19 protein-coding genes are annotated in these 16,476 nt (G+C 31.6%); 12 read left to right on the top strand and 7 right to left on the bottom strand.

Annotated features, from left to right (window positions below):
• The first annotated feature begins 1 nt into the window (after nucleotide 1).
• Nucleotides 2–457 carry a DUF4296 domain-containing protein gene (locus LACAL_RS06440; RefSeq protein ID WP_013869909.1) on the top strand — a complete coding sequence of 152 codons (456 nt, stop codon included), beginning with the start codon at nucleotides 2–4 and terminating at the stop codon, nucleotides 455–457.
• A gap of 1 nt (nucleotide 458) precedes the next feature.
• On the opposite strand, the gene LACAL_RS06445 is transcribed toward LACAL_RS06440, so the two are convergent.
• The gene (locus tag LACAL_RS06445) at nucleotides 459–1,466 is read right to left on the bottom strand and encodes an NAD-dependent epimerase/dehydratase family protein (protein WP_013869910.1); all 1,008 of its coding nucleotides are present in this window, start codon (nucleotides 1,464–1,466) and stop codon (nucleotides 459–461) included.
• 88 nt (nucleotides 1,467–1,554) lie between these two features.
• Here LACAL_RS06445 and tyrS point away from each other — a divergent pair, with 88 nt between their 5' ends.
• Nucleotides 1,555–2,865 (top strand): tyrosine--tRNA ligase, encoded by a 1,311-nt coding sequence (tyrS, locus tag LACAL_RS06450; RefSeq protein ID WP_013869911.1) that lies wholly within the window; start codon nucleotides 1,555–1,557, stop codon nucleotides 2,863–2,865.
• 173 nt (nucleotides 2,866–3,038) lie between these two features.
• Here the strand turns inward: tyrS and LACAL_RS06455 are convergent, their stop codons facing one another.
• The 4 genes from LACAL_RS06455 to LACAL_RS15005 form a co-directional block, all read right to left on the bottom strand.
• Nucleotides 3,039–3,482 carry a YHS domain-containing (seleno)protein gene (locus LACAL_RS06455; RefSeq protein ID WP_013869912.1) on the bottom strand — a complete coding sequence of 148 codons (444 nt, stop codon included), beginning with the start codon at nucleotides 3,480–3,482 and terminating at the stop codon, nucleotides 3,039–3,041.
• A 57-nt stretch (nucleotides 3,483–3,539) separates the two neighbouring features.
• Entirely contained in the window at nucleotides 3,540–4,520 is a 981-nt protein-coding gene (locus LACAL_RS06460) for an acyltransferase (RefSeq protein WP_041301339.1), read from the bottom strand.
• An 87-nt stretch (nucleotides 4,521–4,607) separates the two neighbouring features.
• Nucleotides 4,608–5,357 (bottom strand): T9SS type A sorting domain-containing protein, encoded by a 750-nt coding sequence (locus LACAL_RS06465; RefSeq protein ID WP_013869914.1) that lies wholly within the window; start codon nucleotides 5,355–5,357, stop codon nucleotides 4,608–4,610.
• A gap of 94 nt (nucleotides 5,358–5,451) precedes the next feature.
• Nucleotides 5,452–7,224 (bottom strand): T9SS type A sorting domain-containing protein, encoded by a 1,773-nt coding sequence (locus LACAL_RS15005; protein WP_013869915.1) that lies wholly within the window; start codon nucleotides 7,222–7,224, stop codon nucleotides 5,452–5,454.
• 262 nt (nucleotides 7,225–7,486) lie between these two features.
• Between LACAL_RS15005 and LACAL_RS06475 the strand changes: the two genes are divergently transcribed.
• Nucleotides 7,487–8,170: a response regulator transcription factor gene (locus LACAL_RS06475; RefSeq protein WP_013869916.1), complete on the top strand. Its 684-nt coding sequence runs from the start codon at nucleotides 7,487–7,489 to the stop codon at nucleotides 8,168–8,170.
• A complete protein-coding gene (locus LACAL_RS06480; protein ID WP_013869917.1) occupies nucleotides 8,170–9,216 on the top strand; it encodes a cell wall metabolism sensor histidine kinase WalK in 1,047 nt (348 codons plus the stop codon). The genes LACAL_RS06475 and LACAL_RS06480 overlap by 1 nt, the downstream gene beginning before the upstream one ends.
• Here the strand turns inward: LACAL_RS06480 and LACAL_RS06485 are convergent.
• On the bottom strand, nucleotides 9,190–10,239 hold the full coding sequence (locus LACAL_RS06485; RefSeq protein ID WP_041301774.1) for a glycosyltransferase: 1,050 nt from the start codon (nucleotides 10,237–10,239) through the stop codon (nucleotides 9,190–9,192). The genes LACAL_RS06480 and LACAL_RS06485 overlap by 27 nt on opposite strands.
• A 73-nt stretch (nucleotides 10,240–10,312) precedes the next feature.
• Here LACAL_RS06485 and trmB point away from each other — a divergent pair, with 73 nt between their 5' ends.
• The 8 genes from trmB (at nucleotide 10,313) to LACAL_RS06525 (ending at nucleotide 15,543) form a co-directional block, all read left to right on the top strand.
• Nucleotides 10,313–10,987 carry a tRNA (guanosine(46)-N7)-methyltransferase TrmB gene (trmB, locus tag LACAL_RS06490; protein WP_013869919.1) on the top strand — a complete coding sequence of 225 codons (675 nt, stop codon included), beginning with the start codon at nucleotides 10,313–10,315 and terminating at the stop codon, nucleotides 10,985–10,987.
• A gap of 2 nt (nucleotides 10,988–10,989) precedes the next feature.
• Nucleotides 10,990–11,619, top strand: coding sequence for a LysE family transporter (locus tag LACAL_RS06495; RefSeq protein WP_013869920.1), 630 nt, complete (start codon nucleotides 10,990–10,992; stop codon nucleotides 11,617–11,619).
• Between the two features lie 18 nt (nucleotides 11,620–11,637).
• Nucleotides 11,638–11,967, top strand: coding sequence for an MGMT family protein (locus LACAL_RS06500; RefSeq protein WP_013869921.1), 330 nt, complete (start codon nucleotides 11,638–11,640; stop codon nucleotides 11,965–11,967).
• 167 nt (nucleotides 11,968–12,134) lie between these two features.
• On the top strand, nucleotides 12,135–13,268 hold the full coding sequence (locus LACAL_RS06505; RefSeq protein WP_013869922.1) for an Mrp/NBP35 family ATP-binding protein: 1,134 nt from the start codon (nucleotides 12,135–12,137) through the stop codon (nucleotides 13,266–13,268).
• 6 nt (nucleotides 13,269–13,274) lie between these two features.
• Nucleotides 13,275–13,517, top strand: coding sequence for a NifU family protein (locus LACAL_RS06510; protein WP_013869923.1), 243 nt, complete (start codon nucleotides 13,275–13,277; stop codon nucleotides 13,515–13,517).
• A gap of 195 nt (nucleotides 13,518–13,712) precedes the next feature.
• Complete coding sequence (locus LACAL_RS06515; protein ID WP_013869924.1) at nucleotides 13,713–14,774, top strand: NAD(P)/FAD-dependent oxidoreductase; 1,062 nt, start codon at nucleotides 13,713–13,715, stop codon at nucleotides 14,772–14,774.
• Nucleotides 14,775–14,807: 33 nt separating this feature from the next.
• Nucleotides 14,808–15,140 carry a 2Fe-2S iron-sulfur cluster-binding protein gene (locus tag LACAL_RS06520; protein WP_013869925.1) on the top strand — a complete coding sequence of 111 codons (333 nt, stop codon included), beginning with the start codon at nucleotides 14,808–14,810 and terminating at the stop codon, nucleotides 15,138–15,140.
• A 61-nt stretch (nucleotides 15,141–15,201) separates the two neighbouring features.
• Nucleotides 15,202–15,543 carry a hypothetical protein gene (locus LACAL_RS06525; RefSeq protein WP_013869926.1) on the top strand — a complete coding sequence of 114 codons (342 nt, stop codon included), beginning with the start codon at nucleotides 15,202–15,204 and terminating at the stop codon, nucleotides 15,541–15,543.
• Here the strand turns inward: LACAL_RS06525 and LACAL_RS06530 are convergent.
• The gene (locus LACAL_RS06530) at nucleotides 15,536–16,435 is read right to left on the bottom strand and encodes a metallophosphoesterase family protein (protein WP_013869927.1); all 900 of its coding nucleotides are present in this window, start codon (nucleotides 16,433–16,435) and stop codon (nucleotides 15,536–15,538) included. The genes LACAL_RS06525 and LACAL_RS06530 overlap by 8 nt on opposite strands.
• Nucleotides 16,436–16,476: the final 41 nt, after the last annotated feature.

Here is a 16,476-nt window from a genome sequence, read left to right on the forward strand (position 1 = left end):
TATGAAATGTAAATTAGTCGCAATAGCACTAGGGTTTTTAATTTTCACTTCTTGTTATAATGTAGATAAGCCAGAGAAACCAGAAAATTTACTAACAGAAAGTGAAATGGTAGCTGTATTAACAGATATGGCAATCATGTCTTCGGCTAAAGGTATCAATAAAAAGAAAATTGAAGAAAATGGTATCACTCCAAATGCATTTATTTTTAAAAAACATAAAATAGACAGTACCATTTTTAGCCAAAGTAATAACTACTATGCTTTTAATATTAAAACATATAATGAAATATATGATAAAGTAAAAGATAGTTTAAAAGAGCTAAGAGAGATATACAAAAAAATAGAAGTAGAAGAAAAAAAAGAAAAAGCTAAGAAAGATTCTCTAAGAAAAACTCAAAAGGTAAAAATAGATACTGTAGTTAAATTGAAGAAAAGTGTAAAGTCACTTTCAAAATAAACTATTTATTTTTTAAAAAATATTTAGAAATATTTTTAATTGTTTTTTCAATGCTCTCAAATTCAAAATTGAGAGCATTTTTAATTTTAGCATGACTATAAAAATCTTGAGATAATGCAGAGTCTGCATTATGTTTACTTATAAGTCTTCTTTTTCCCGTAAGTTTATGCTTAAGCCAGTCTAACCTCCAGAATAATTGCAACTGCCATTTCTTAACTTCTTTTTTAGGAGGTTTTACATTTAAGTATTTAGCCACAGTTTTAGTAAATGCTTCAAAAGATAAATTTTCTGCAACTAAAATAAAACGTTCATTTTTTATGTTAGACTGCATAAGTGAAACCATAGCACTAACAACATCGTTTACACCAACATAGCCAGTAATTCCCTTTGAGTAAAAAGGAAGTCCACGATATACTTTTGTAATTAAGCTACCACTACCATACTTCCATATTCCAGGACCAATAATAATTCCAGGATTTACAATTACAGCATCTAAACCTTCTTGAGTGCCACGCCAAACTTCCATTTCTGCACCATATTTAGTAATGGCGTAAACACTATTGTCTTTTTCAGTTTGCCACTCTGTCTCTTCTGTAATTGGCTTATTGTTAATAGTAGAGCCAATAGCAGCAATAGAGCTTACATAACAAAGCTTTTTAATAGTATGTGATAAACATAAATTAACAATGTTTGCGGTACCTTCGATATTTGTTTTTTTTAATAACTTAAATTTGTCTGGCTCAAAAGAAACAAAAGCAGCACAATGGTAAACCTCGGTTATACCCTTAAAAGCATCATTAAGGGCAGGAATGTTATTTAAATTCGCTTCATGCCATTCAATACTATTAAATAAGGCTTCGGTGTTAGTTGTGTAATAAGAAAAAATACGTTTAACAGTGTCAAATTTTTTCTTGTTTCGGTAAATAGCGCGCACCTTTTTGTTTTCATTTACTAATTTATAAAGTAAATGAGCGCCAACTAAGCCTGTTCCTCCTGTAACTAAAATCATAAATTCGAAGGTAATAAATATTCATTATTGTATAGTATTTCTGCATTGATTTATATCTTTGCTACTGTAAATTAACAAAGCAATAAAAATGGCAAATAAATTTGTAGAAGAATTACGTTGGAGAGGAATGGTACATGATATCATGCCTGGAACCGAAGAGCAATTAAGTAAAGAAATGACCACAGCTTATATTGGTTTCGACCCTACTAGTGACTCTTTACACATAGGAAGTTTAGTACCTATAATTTTATTAGTGCATTTAGAAAAAGCAGGACACAAACCAGTAGCTTTAGTTGGTGGAGCAACAGGAATGATTGGTGATCCATCTGGAAAAAGCGACGAGCGTAATTTACTTGATGAAAAAGCATTAGCACACAATGTTCAAGGTATAAAAAATGTTTTGTCTCGTTTTTTAGACTTTAACTCTACCAAAAAAAATGCTCCAGTATTAGTAAATAACTACGACTGGATGAAAAACTTTAGCTTTATAGACTTTGCTCGTGATGTTGGAAAACGTTTAACCGTAAATTACATGATGGCTAAAGACTCTGTTAAAAAACGTTTGTCTGGCGAAGAAGGAAGCGTTGGTATGAGTTTTACAGAGTTTACTTACCAGTTAATTCAAGGTTACGATTTTTACTACTTGCATAAAGAAATGGACTGCAAACTCCAAATGGGAGGAAGCGACCAATGGGGAAACATTACTACAGGAACAGAGCTAGTAAGACGTATGAATGTTGGTGATGAGACTGCTAAGGCCTACGCCATGACGTGTCCATTAATAACAAAAGCAGATGGTTCTAAATTTGGAAAAAGCGAAGGTGGTAATGTTTGGTTAGATACAGATAAAACTTCGGTTTATAAATTTTACCAGTTTTGGTTAAATACTACAGATGAAGATGCCGAAAAGTATATTAAAATATTTACTTTTTTAGATAAAGAAACTATTGAAAATCTTGTAGCAGAACATAAAGAAACACCACACTTACGTTTACTACAAAAACAATTAGCTAAAGAAGTAACAACATTTGTACATAGCGAAGCAGATTTTTTAAACGCAGAAAAAGCATCGGGTATATTATTTAGCAAGACTTTTAATGAAGATATAAGAACATTAGACGAAAAATTATTTTTAGATGTTTTTGAAGGTGTACCACAAGCCGAACTGCCTAAAGCAGATTTAGATAACGGTATAGATATGATTGCTGCTCTTGCTGCTAAAACCAATTTTTTAAACAGTAATGGTGAAGCTAGACGTGCACTAAAAGAAAACGCGGTTTCTGTAAATAAAGAAAAAGTAAAAGAAGACTATTTAATTACCAATAAAGATTTAATTAATGGTAAGTATGTAGTATTAAATAAAGGAAAGAAAAACACGTATATAATTAAAGTAGTATAATTATTAAAAGCTACGTTTTATAAAATAAAAAACCGCATTACTTATTTTTAGTAATGCGGTTTTTTTATACTTTAAAATGCTTAAAAAGAAGAAGCCCGAAAGCAAAACTGCAATCGGACTTCTAAAAATTAGTTAACCAACTAAAACTAATTTTTCTTTCACATAACACTTAATTAATCTTTTTGACTAATTAATCTCCAACTTTGGTCGGCTTTTTTTATCAAACCTTTCACATCGTTTTCTAACCAAGAATCTAATGTGTTATTTCCCCAAGAATTGTAGAATAAATAGAGTTTTCCATTACGTATTTCAAACGTTTCAGGATTTATAGATACTTTCTTTCCTTTTTCTGCTATAGCATAAGCACAATAACCGCCATATTGTGGAATATATTGTTTAGGGTTAGTGTTAAATTTTTCTAAATGTGCTTTAGTGCTAAATTTATACTTAGCACCATCAAAAGTTGCAGTGTAATTTTTATTTCCTTTTTCAGCCTTATTATTAAAATAAGAAACCACATCATAGCCTTCAGCTATAAAACCTTTTTTGGTATTATAATCTGTTTGCGCTTGTGCTGCAATAATGCCAAATAAAAAAATATATACTATAACTTTCATATCTTCTTTGTCGCAATAGATACGTAAAATTTACAGTAAAGGTTTTAAAACTCTAATTTATAATACCATAAGGTTGCAACCTCTAATATCGCTGGTATCAAAACGGCCAATAATTTCAAAAGAACCATCGTGTTTTACTTTACCTAAATCTTGAGTTGCAATAAAAGAGCAGGAGTTAATATTTGCTAAGTCTATTATATTAATGCCACCAGTTTTACCTGTTTTTAATATGGTAAGTGCATCTTCTGTATCGCGTGTGTAAATTTGCATCCATGGCGGACAGTTAAATACGCCATGACCTTTAGAGTATGCTTGGCTTAAAAGCTCTGTCATACCATATTCGCTATGTATTTGCTTAACTCCAAAACCAGCTTTTAAAATATTATGTAAATCTTGACGAATAAGCTCTTTACGTCTGCCTTTCATACCACCGGTTTCCATTATAATGGTGTTTTTTAAATTGAAAGTTTCAAACTCTACAAGATCTAGTAGCGCGAAGGATACACCTAATAATAATACCTTTTTACCATTGGAATCTAGTTTTTTTAAAATAGTACTTAATGCTGAAAGATTATCTAAATAAAAACCGCTTTCGTTAAATTTAGAATCTTTTATTAAACTATCTGCCATATAAATTAGCGATGAGCCTTCACGCTCTAAATAACTAGGGAGTAAAGCTAACACCACATAATCTTCTATATTACCATAAAAGTGCTTAAAAGCTGTTTTAAAACTGTTTTCGTATACCGTTAAATCTGTAACCAAATGCTTACTAGTTAAGCTACCAGTTGTGCCGCTGCTTGTAAATGTTTTTACAACAGGATTTGTATTGCTTAATACTTGGTGCGATTTAAAAAACTGAATGGGTAAAAAAGGAATGTCTTCTACTTTTTTTACATCACTTGGGTGTTTGTAAAGTAAATCGCAAAACGAACGATAAACCAAATTATTTTCAAACTGAAATTTAAAAACAGACAAAGCCAATGCATTAAATTGGTCTTTGGTTTTAATATTAAAAAATTGGTTTTGGTCTATCATTTTACAAAGGCAAAAATAAACAGCAAAAATAAACAAAAAGAGCGTTACCATTGGCAACGCTCTTTTAAAAATGTATAAGTATAGAGATTACTTAATTACTAATTTTTTAGTAGTAGTCGCTCCATTTTGGTTTAAGTTTAAAATATAAACACCACTTTTAAGTGTAGATACATTTAAACGGTTGTTTATTGTTTGAGATAACACTTTTTTACCTAAAACATCAAAAACACTTACGTTAATAGCTTCGTTAGATGCTGTTGTAATGTTTACAAAACCGTTAGATGCTGGATTTGGATACACAGAAAATTCTGTAGTCTCAAAGTTTTCAGTTGAAAGTGTTGGATCTGTAACTAGTAAGTTGTCTACGTATATTACTGAAGAACCATCAAAGCCTGAAACATCGTAAAAACGAAGACCAACTTCTATAGTACCGCTTGTAGTAGGTGTAAATGTTGTAGTTAAAGTTTGCCAAGAATCTGTTGTTGTTGGGTCAGAGTAATTTTCGTAACCGTCAATGTATAATCTTGCTCTAGCATCGTTATCACCAGCTGGGTGGTAAATATCTACTGAATAAGTGTATTCTACACCTGCGACTACATCTATATCTTGTCTAAAATCAGTACTTCCTTGAGTTGCAGTGTTTACTGTTATTTTTAAAGACTTTGTACCTTCATTTATTATAGTTGTTTCTTCTTCTGTTGAAATTCCAGAATCAATTAGAGTCCAACCATCAGGAGTGTTTCCTGTAAAAGATTCAAATCCTCCGTTTACAGCAATACTTTGGCTAATGCCAAAGAAAGGGATTAATGTTAAAGCTAAAAAGTAAAATTTTTTCATATTGTGTTGTTTTAAATTTGAGGGATAAAAGTAAATAAAAAAAAATAGGCTAGTAAAAAATACCAGCCTATTTAACAATAACTTAATATTGGTTTTATTCTATAACTAACTTTTTAGTAGTAGTTGCTCCGTTTTGAGAGATTTTTACTAAGTAAACACCTGTGTTTAAGCTAGAAACATTTAACGTGTTGTTTGTTAATGTTTGTGTAATAACTTGTTTTCCTAAAATATCGAAAACAGCAACATTGGCTTCACCATTTGTAGTGGTTTTAATAGTTACATTACCTGTGTTTGTTGGGTTTGGATATATTGAGAAATTTGCTTCTTGCTCAAAAGTTTCTGTACTTAAAGTAACATCATCTAAATCACGAGCAGTAACTTGTGGAGCACCACCAAATTCTGCGACTAAAACAACTATGTCGCCTTCCGTTGTAGGAATTGGTTGCCCAATATAATTAGCTTCAGCAAAACTAGTTCTAAAAACCATAGACGATGGCATTACGTTAGACGCATCATTTATAGTGTAATTTGTTGAGGCTGCAAAAGTACCTGTTTCAGTAAACGTTACATCGTTTATTTGTACTAATTCAGACTGGTAATCTGCAAAGTTTGTTAATAAAGTAGCAATGGTTACAACCTCTGGTGTTACTGGAGTACTTGGTGCAACAGCAGCATCTGCATTTGGGTTAAATTGTAAAACACCATTAAAAAACGAAACACCACCAGTTAATCCACTCATACCATCACCAATAGCAAAAGTAGTTGCTATATTTCCAGGAACATCATCAATTAATATTCCGGCAGATGCATCTTGAATGTATTTTTGGTTTCTTGAAGTTCTTGTATAAGTTACCGTTGGTACACTTTGTAATTGGTATACACCATCTGTTCCGTTAGCGTCAACATCTGCACGAAGAGCTGCAATATCTGCAACAACTGTTAATGCATTTACACTAAAAGAAGTCATTTGAGTATCTATAGTTCCGCCTTGATTAACTAAATCTACAGTTACATCGTACATGCCACCATCTACAGTAGCAATAGAAAATGGACTAGTTACATTTTGAGTAGTAGTACCATTAACAGTAATGTTTACAATTTCATCAGTAGTATTTGCAGTTGTAAAAACAACATCAACATTAGTTGTTCCAGGATCAAAAACAGAAGCATTTGAAGGTGATATAATAGATACAGATGGGTTTGTAGGCGCAGCAAAAACAACAACATCGTCAAAAGATTGACCAATCATTAAATTATCTACTCTTACTGTTTCATTTTCTGATGAGTCCGACTGGCGTAAATCAAAAGAAGTAATAGTTACAGGTCCGCCATCGGCATTACCTGAAATTGAAGTATCTGCTGCAGTTGTTGGGTTTATCCAAAGTGTTGGTGTAGCTGTATCTAGGTTGTAACCAACAACAACTCTATAGGTTTGACCATAAGTTAAATCTGTAGCCCAAGTTGCATCAGCCGTACCAGCAGAAGTTGCAATACCAACTGTAAAGTCACCACCTGCAGAAGGTTCTACAATATCAACACGAGCATCAAAACCTAAGTGTGCAAAATATTCAGAGTCCGTTCCAGAAAAAGGAGCGCCTAAATCATCTACAGAAAAATCTAATGCAAAAAATAAATCTCCTGTTACTGCGTTAAAACTTATTTTAACATCTTCACTTGGCATACCGTGTTCTACAATAGCTTGTCCAGATGCAACAACAAAGTCTCCAGCTGTACCACCATTGTTAGTCCAGGCAGAGTTGCTAACCAAACTTCCATCAGGATACGAAAAATCTTCAGCAAGTATAACTTGACCGTAAGAAGCGGTAGTTAATAAAATCGTTAAAAATAAAAAGTAAATTTTCTTCATAATATTTTATATAAAATTAGAAACCAAATATACAAAGATTTAAAAATTATTTTGTGCGGTATAACTGTTGTATATTGTTTTTTAACGATATAATAACATTGAAACCCTTAAGTAATAGAGGTTTTATATAATATTTTGATTGTTAATAAGTTGTAGTGCTTAAAGACGAAATTGTGTTACTATAATGTTATTAATTATTTAAATATAGAAAATTGAGGTAATAATTTTATCTTTACGCTAACTATTAAGGAATTATATTATAATGAACAACCAAGACATTAAAATTTTACTGGTAGATGACGAACCAGATATTTTAGAAATTGTAGGCTATAATTTATCAAAAGAAGGATACCAAGTTAGTACAGCATCAAATGGCGTTGAAGGTGTTAAAAAAGCCAAAAAAGAAAAACCTCATTTAATTATTTTAGATGTAATGATGCCAGAAATGGACGGTATTGAAGCTTGCGAACAAATTAGAAAAGTCCCAGAATTAAAAAATACAATCATTACCTTTTTAACTGCTAGAGGAGAAGATTATTCTCAAGTTGCAGGATTTGATGCAGGAGCAGATGATTATATTACAAAACCTATTAAACCAAAATTACTATTAAGCAAGGTAAAAGCTTTATTGCGCCGCTTAAAAGCCGAAGAAGGAAATGCTACTATAGTTAAAGTTGGAAATCTAACCATTAATAAAGAAGAGTATAAAATTATTTTAGATGGTAAAGAAATACTTTTACCTAAAAAAGAATTTGAATTATTATCTTTATTAGCATCAAAACCAGGAAAAGTTTTTAAAAGAGAAAATATTTTAGAACGCATTTGGGGTAACGAAGTTGTTGTTGGTGGTAGAACAATAGATGTTCACATTAGAAAAATTAGAGACAAAATTGGAGATAAATCTATAAAAACAATAAAAGGTGTTGGTTATAAGTTTATAGAATAATGCAATTACGAAAAACATATAAATTTGCCTTTAAAACATCATTGTTACTAACAATAGTTTTAACACTCGTAGTGAGTGTTTTTTTATTTATATTTTATTCTATAAAGCCCTTAGCACTATTAGTATTTATAATTTTATGTTTCTCAACAGCTTTTGCTGTAATACAATACAGAGCTCAAAATTTTATTTACAAACGCGTTAAGCAAATCTATGACGACTTAACCTTACTAGAGTCTGCAACCTTTAGAAAAAAAGGAATAACCACAGATATGTCTACTTTAAAAGAAGAGATTGATAGGTATGCAAAAGACAAAAAAGTAGAAATAGAAACACTTAATATTAGAGAAGAATATAGAAAAGAGTTTTTAGGTAATGTATCTCACGAGTTAAAAACACCACTATTTACTGTGCAAGGTTATCTAGAAACCTTAATTGATGGTGCAGCAAAAGATAAAAAAATTAGAGATAAATATTTAGATCGTGCTAACAAAGGAGTAGAACGTTTAATTTACATTGTTAGAGATTTAGATATGATTACTAAATTAGAAGTTGGTGATATTAGGCTAGATTATGAAACTTTTGATATAGTAGCTCTAATAGAAAGTGTATTTGAGTTGTTTGAAATGAAAGCGGCAAAAAAAAATATTACTTTAATGTTCGATAGAACGTATGATAGTGAAATATATGTACATGCAGATAGAGAAAAAATCCAACAAGTACTTACAAACTTAGTAGTAAATTCTATTAAATATGGAAGAAAAAAAGGAACAACAGAAGTAAGTATAGAAAACTTAATAAAAAACAAAGTTATAGTTCGTGTAACAGATAATGGAGAAGGTATTAGTGAAGACCATATACCAAGATTATTTGAGCGTTTTTATAGAGTAGATAAAAGTGGTTCTAGAAAAGAAGGAGGTTCTGGTTTAGGACTATCTATTGTAAAACACATAATAGAAGGTCATGACGAAAAAATCTATATAGAAAGTGAACTTGATGTAGGTAGTGAATTTTCTTTTACTTTAGAAAAGGCCAAACAAAGCCTCTAAATCTGGATTAGTATATTCCATGTTTAATCCGCTATAAGTAGTAATAGTTTCAAGTTTGTTTAATGTAAATTGATCTTGAGAACATGTGGGAGCAAGTTTTAAAGTATTAAAATAATCTGCCAAATACTCTTGCTCAAATTGTCCAGGAGTAGGAATAAAAAAGGCCTTTTTACCTAATTTTGTTAAATCCATAACAGTAGTATAACCAGATCTGCAAATTATTACTTTACTACTATTTATAGCGTGTTCTAAAGCTTTAGATGTCATAAAATTATAAACAGTAAAGTTGCCATTAACTTCACAAGTTTGTTTTGGTTCTATTACACCTTTTATAAAAATAATTTTTCCGTTATAGTTTTTTAATTCTGTAAATAATTTTTTAATTAAAAGCGAGCGTTGAGGTTCTGGTCCAGAAATTAAAACCATAATATCATAAATTTCCTTAGTTGTAGTTTTGTTTAATCTACTTAAAGGACCTAAATAAAATAGTTTAGAATTATTAGTTTCATTAGTATGTCCAAGTTTACCACTTAAACTGGGTTCGTTTTTAAAATCTGGAACCCAAATAGCATCAAACTTTGTCATTAAACCTTGATGCAGTTTAGAGCTAAGTTGCGAAGTATTGCCACTAAGTACATTTAATTGGTGCGTAATAAATACCGAAGGTACTTTTTTGTGCCTAACACCAAATCTATTGTCAGAAATTATACCCGAAAGATTATATTTTTCTACTAAAGTAGCAGTAATCTTTTTTTCGGCTTTTTTTGCTTTTAAAACTTTGGGTGTTTGTGCAATTAATTTCCATTTAAGGTTGTTTCCTTTTTTAGTATACTCTATATCGTAACTAGGTAATGTTTCGTATTTAAGTTTGGGAAATTCTTTTTTTAATAAGTTTAAAGCATCACCATCACTGGCAATAATAGGTTCAAAATTATAATCAATTAACCAATTAATTATTGGTATGCATCTAGTAGCATGGCCAATTCCCCAATTTAAAGGAGCAACTAAAATTTTTTTCTTCATATAAATATCAAAGGTAAACATATTACTGCTCTCGTATATTTCCGTAATTTTACCAAAAATTTAAATTTACAAAGTGGGAAGTAAAAATAAACTTAAGCGATTTAACGAAAACGAAACCTTTGCTAATGTATTTCAGCCTAAGCGAGAAGACTTGGTTGATGCAGTTTATAAAATGAAAGGTAACTGGAATAAAGATTATTTTAAAAACTCTAATCCTTTAATTTTAGAATTGGGTTGTGGTAAAGGCGAATACTCTGTTAACCTTGCTAAAAAATATCCAAACAAAAATTTTATAGGTATCGATATTAAGGGTGCCCGTTTTTGGCGTGGAGCTAAAACCGCTATAGAAGAGCATTTGCCAAATGTTGCTTTTTTAAGAACGCAAATAGAATTAATAGATAAAGCTTTTGCAGAGCATGAAGTAGATGAGATTTGGATTACTTTCCCAGACCCACAAATTAAATACAAACGTACAAAACACAGAATGACAAATTCTGAATTTTTAAAGCGCTATAAAAAAGTATTAAAACCAGATGGTGTAATGAATTTAAAAACCGATAGTGAATTTATGCATGGCTATACATTAGGTTTGTTACACGGTGAAGGTCATGAAGTTTTATATGCAAACCATAATGTATATAAACAAGAAGGAAGTCCAGAAGAAGTAACAAGTATACAAACGCATTACGAAAGTATATATTTAGAACAAGACAAAGCAATTACTTATATTAGGTTCAAAATTAAGTAGTATTGGAAATTACAATCACATTTGCATTAGGTTTAATTATTGCTTTGGTAGGTGTCATTCCTCCAGGTTTGTTGAATATGACAGCTGCAAAAATTAGCATAAAAGATGGCTACACAAGAGGCTTAATGTTCTCTATTGGTGTTTGTATAGTGGTTGTAATACAAACACTTATAGCTTTGCTTTTTGCAAGTTATTTAAGCAGTCATCCAAATATTACTAATATATTACAACGTGTAGCTTTTGTAATATTTGTATTACTAACTATTTATTTTTTGGTATTAGCAAATAAAGAAGAAAAGCCTAAAATTAAACCTATAATTAAAAGTAAAAAAGGGCGCTTTTTTGAGGGTATGCTACTTTCAGCTTTAAATGTTTTTCCAATACCATATCAAGCCTATATGGGTACTACGCTGGCAACAGCAGGATTAATGACCTTAAATAAAACAAGTATAGCATCTTATGTCTCTGGTGCAGCAACAGGAACATTTGTAATGCTCTACGTTTATATATTCTTTTTTAAAAGAATAAAAAGCAAAAAAGTTAAATCGCAAAAAACAATAAACTACACAATTGGTATAATAACAGGAATAATTTCTATTGTTACTTTTATTAATATAATTAGAGAATGGTAGTGTTTTAAAACTTTGAAAATGAAACAAGAAACACTAAATTTTTTCGAAAAAGTTTACAAGGTTGCAAAACAAATCCCTTACGGTAGAGTAACCAGTTATGGTGCAATAGGTAATTATCTTGGCGCACCAAGAAGCGCAAGAATGGTTGGCTACGCCATGAATGGGTCTGTAGAAAAAGAGGTGCCAGCACATCGTGTAGTTAATAAAAAAGGCCTGTTAACAGGAAAACATCATTTTAATGGTACAAACCTCATGCAACAACTTTTAGAAAGTGAAGGTGTAGAAGTTAAAAACAATCAAATTCAAAACCTAGAAAGTGTTTATTGGGATCCATCAAAAGAACTATAAGGTTTATTAATTGTCCAATAGAAAATCTTCAAACTAACCACTTTATACTTCAATCTTTATATAGTATCTTTGCGTTTAGAAGCAATCTAGATAAGATTAAGAATTTTAATTAAGATTTAAGAAACTGTATTTCATTCTTTATTCTTTTTTATTATTAAAAATAAAATATGAAAATCACAAAACAAGATATATTAAAAGTACTGGAAACCATTACAGTACCTGGCGAAGGACAAAACATGGTAGAAAGTGGAGCTGTAAAAAATGTAGTTACTTTTGCAGATGAAGTTATTGTAGATATTACAATTACAAATCCAGCTTTACAAGCACGTAAAAAAACCGAAGTAGAAATACTAAAAGCTATTCATGAAAAAGTATATGAAAAAGCACAAGTAAAAGTAAACTTAAAAGTAGAAGCGCCAGTAAAGCCTGCAGCAAACGAGATTAAAGGCAAAAGTATACCTGGAATAAAAAATATAGTTGCAGTAGCATCAGGAAAAGGTGGTGTTGGTAAATCTACAGTTACAGCAAATTTAGCAGTAACATTAGCAAAAATGGGCTTTAAAGTAGGTGTTTTAGATGCCGATATTTATGGGCCATCAATGCCAATAATGCTAGATGTAGAAATGGAAAGACCACTATCTGTAACCGTAGATGGAAAATCTAAAATGAAGCCCGTAGAAAATTACGGCGTAAAAATACTATCAATAGGCTTTTTTACAAAGCCAGATCAAGCAGTAGTATGGCGTGGACCAATGGCAGCAAAAGCCTTAAATCAAATGATTTTTGACGCTGCTTGGGGAGAACTTGATTTCTTATTATTAGACCTGCCGCCAGGAACAGGAGACATACATTTAAGTATCATGCAATCCTTACCAATAACAGGCGCAGTAGTAGTAAGTACACCGCAAAACGTAGCATTAGCAGACGCTAAAAAAGGAGTAGCAATGTTCCAGCAAGACAGTATAAATGTACCCGTTTTAGGTATTATAGAAAACATGGCATACTTTACACCAGAAGAGTTGCCAGATAATAAATACTATATCTTTGGAAAAGAAGGCGCAAAAAATTTAGCTCAAGATTTAAGTGTACCACTTTTAGGCGAAATTCCTTTAGTACAAAGTATTCGTGAAGCAGGAGATGTTGGTAGGCCAGCAGCATTGCAAACAGCAACACCACTAGAAAAAGCATTCGAGAAATTAACGCAAAACGTAGTACAAGAAGTCGTTAATAGAAACGAGAATTTGCCAGAAACCGAAGCAATAAAAATTACAACAATGGCTGGATGTTCGGCCGTTAAATAATAGCAAATGACAACAGAAGAACTAAGACTAAATGTAGAAAAAGCACTAGAAGAAATTCGTCCTTTTTTACAAAGTGATGGTGGTGATATAACGTTACTATCAATAGAAGATGATAAGCTGGTTAAAGTCCAGTTACAAGGCGCTTGTGTTGGCTGTAGTGTAAACCAGATGACGCTAAAATCTGGAGTCGAAATGACAATAAAAAAGTATGCTCCACAAATAGAAAAAGTAATAAATATAGAGAGTTAATTTTGGGCGTGACCTAAAGGTCAGGCTTGCGGCAGTCGCTATTAAAAATGAGCTCCAACAAAGCCTTAATCCTTCACGCACATACCCAAGAGTATTTACATAAATCATATAACAGTAAGGCTTTTATAACCTTGCCAGTTTTATAATAAAAAAAGAATAGTAGAAATGTAAAATTCCTACTATCGCAAGAATAAAATGATTAAAACAGATATCCTAATAATTGGAGCAGGTCCAACAGGACTATTTGCCGTTTTCGAAGCAGGTTTATTAAAACTAAAATGCCATTTAATAGATGCATTACCACAACCTGGTGGGCAATGTTCAGAAATATACCCAAAAAAACCTATTTACGATATACCAGCCTATCCCGAAATTCTTGCGGGCGATTTAACGCACAAATTAATGGAGCAATGTAAGCAATTCGAGCCAGGTTTTACCTTAGGAGAACGTGCAGACACCATAGAAAAACAAGAAGATGGAAGTTTTATAGTAACAACAAATAAAGGCACAAAACACCAAGCACCAGTTGTTGCAATTGCAGGAGGTTTAGGAAGTTTTGAGCCTAGAAAACCATTAATTCATAACATTGCAAGTTTTGAAGATAAAGGCGTAGAATATATTATTAAAGACCCAGAAGTCTATAGAGATAAAAAGGTAGTAATTGCTGGTGGAGGAGACTCTGCTTTAGACTGGAGTATATTTTTAAGCGATGTCGCAAAAGAAGTAACTTTAATTCACAGACGTAACGAATTTCGTGGTCATTTAGATTCTGTAGAAAAAGTTCAGGAACTTAAAAACGCAGGTAAAATAAACCTAGTAACTCCAGCCGAGGTTGTAGGTATACTTGGAGCTAAAGAAGTTTCAGGAGTTGTTGTAAAACAAGCCGAACATATAGAAAAAGAATTCGAAATAGAATGCGATCATTTTATACCACTATTTGGTTTATCTCCCAAATTAGGTCCAATAGCTAATTGGGGATTAGAAATAGAGAAAAACGCAATTAAGGTAGATAACAGTTTAGATTATCAAACCAATATTCCTGGTGTGTTTGCTATAGGAGATGTAAATACATATCCAGGTAAACTAAAGTTAATACTTTGTGGTTTTCATGAAGCAACACTAATGTGCCAGTCTGCATACAAAATTATAAACCCAGGAAAACGCTATGTTATGAAGTATACAACAGTAGCAGGAGTAGATGGTTTTGATGGTACACGAAAAGAAGCACCAAAGGCTGTTGTAAAAAAAATAGAATAATACTATATTAATTAGTAGATAATATATAAAGCATTGGAACAGGATATAAACATAAAAATTACAGACCGAGAAGGAAAAACTCATAAGGTTCAAGCACCAACAGATATGGCTATGAATTTAATGGAAGTAGTACGTTCTTTCGAGCTTGCCGAAGAAGGTACAATTGGTGTTTGTGGAGGTATGGCTATGTGTGCATCATGCCAATGCTATGTGTTAAGTGATACCCAATTGCCTGAAATGCAAGATGACGAAGAAGCAATGTTATCTGAGGCATTTTATGTTAAAGATAATTCTAGACTAGGCTGTCAAATTCATATTACTCCAGAATTAGAAGGATTAGAAGTAGAATTAGCTCCAGAAAGTTAAAAATAAAAAACCAAAACACTTTTTTGTACGTAAATACCTATTGTAAGAGATTTAGTTATTTATGGCGGTTTATGAAATCTATATACCTAAACGTGGAGAGTTTAGAGTATTACTAAAAATTAATAGTGAAATTACATTTGTAAGTCAGGCATATGCTTCTAAAGTAGAAAGTTTGGAGGCAATAAGACAACTTAGAAATTATAGTGATGATGTTGCTGCTTACAAGAAGAAAAAACTAAAATGTGGTAGTTGGTGTTTTGAGGTTTTAAAACCATTTAATAAAGCTTTTTTAGGTAGAAGTTCTACTTACATAGATGAAGCTAGTGTTTCTAAAAAAATTATAGAAATGAAAACTTTAGCACCTAAAGCAAAATTAAAAAGCGAAGCATTAGTTCTTAGTTAGTTTTATATTTCTCTAGAGCAATAGGTCCTTCTAGCAATACTCTCACAATTTGTAACGTTCCATTATCTGTAGTAGAAATTTGCCATTTAATTAAAGAAATAGCTCCATTTTCAATTTCTAAACCAGTAATACTTCTTGGATGTACACAACTACCATCATTAAAAAAAGCAATATCACCAGGTTCTGGAAAACGTGGCCTGTGCGTATGGCCAACAACAGTAATTAAATTATTGTTTTCTATAATCCATTTTTTAGTACGGCGTTCTACTTTAATAAGTTCCTTGTAGTTTTTAGCAGGACTTGTTGGATCTGCAATACCCATAACGTTTAAAGGTTTCCAAAGCACTCTAACCATAAAACGGCTCCATTTCCAAAACAGAAAATTCCACCAATCGGCTTGATGACCATGCGTTAAAAAGAGTTCTTGTCCTGTTTGGCAATGCTTTAAAACAATAGCTTCTTCATATTTAATGTCGCCAAATAACTCAACATCTTGTCCTATTACCTTATCAAAATATGTAGCTAAATTTTTCTTTACATAATCAGGATTTCTATAAACCATATCGTGGTTTCCCCAAATCATATGTAAACGATTACGTTTATGAAATTCTTTTAGTAAAAGAAAAACGTTTTTATGCGCATGTAATATAGAATCGAAAGATAGGTTTTCCCAAAGTTCATCGCCATCGCCTAGCTCACAATAGGTAAAACCTTCAGCGTAATAATGCTTTAAGGCATGAAAGTAAATGTTTCTGTTGTTTGCAAAATCGTCTGCAAAACTATTATCACCACGGTGGCAATCGCTAAATAGTACTATTTTACTATCGTTGTCAAAATCAACAATTTTAGCTTTTTTATAAGCACGATCTAATCTCTTTTTAGCTGAGAACATAAAATAGACATTTAAACGAAATTAAATAAAATTCTTTACTT

Source organism: Lacinutrix sp. 5H-3-7-4 (assembly GCF_000211855.2).
Lineage (GTDB): Bacteria > Bacteroidota > Bacteroidia > Flavobacteriales > Flavobacteriaceae > Lacinutrix.